General features: G+C 65.6%; 1 protein-coding gene. It reads right to left on the reverse strand.

The window, feature by feature from the left end; all coding sequences use genetic code 11:
- Window positions 1-164: 164 nt before the first annotated feature.
- Window positions 165-665 (reverse strand): DUF4265 domain-containing protein, encoded by a 501-nt coding sequence (locus tag E1263_RS42475; protein WP_132178163.1) that lies wholly within the window; start codon window positions 663-665, stop codon window positions 165-167.
- Window positions 666-809 lie beyond the last annotated feature (144 nt).

The raw sequence follows: 809 nt of genomic DNA on the forward strand, positions 1-809 counted from the left end.
AGAGGTGTATAAGAGACAGCACCAATCCGGTCGCCCCGCCCCACCCCCAGGCTGACGGCATCCAGCAATACACGAGTCCCGAAGCCCTTGGACACAGCTTCCAGGTTGACCAAATTAGCGGCAGCCATAACCGCCCCAGCGTATCCGACCCGCCGACCCCAGTTTCACCGCCGCCTCCACCACCGTCGTAGTCGCGGGGCCTCAAACGGCAGGGTGCTGCTCCATTCCCACTCCAACCGCCGAGCCTCTACCAACCCCGCCAAGCCACTCACATCGGCATCGGGCGGGATGTCGATCCCCACGAAGCGACCATCCGTCCACTCCAGCAGCAGCCCGGCCCTCGCACACATCGCCTCGATCTCAGCCCTGATTTCCGCGACCTCTTCCGTGCGCTCCACTGTCAGCAACGCCCGGAAAACATGCCGCCCCGACCGCTCGACCACTCCCAGGACCGTCGACCCATCCCCCGAAAGCCGCACGACATCCCCCAGCGCAACTCCATAGGCCAGCAGCGGAATACAGCAGAGCTCGGCGAGATCCCCCTCCCGCCGCCGAAGCCACACCTGCTCCCACTGCCCGTCGAACCCGAACGGCTCCAGCGCAATCCGCGCGATCCAGTCCGCCGCACTTCGCCGTACCGGCTCCGCATGCACAAGGACACTCATCGTCTACAGAACCTCCGCCGGATACACGAGGTGCTTCCCGCCGCTACGTCTGAAGACCCGCCACGCCTCAACCGGCCCCGAACAATCCGGCATCGCCTCAACCACAAACCCCCGCGTCAACCGCACCACCAACCACCCCGCCGT

Source organism: Kribbella antibiotica (assembly GCF_004349055.1).
GTDB lineage: Bacteria > Actinomycetota > Actinomycetes > Propionibacteriales > Kribbellaceae > Kribbella > Kribbella antibiotica.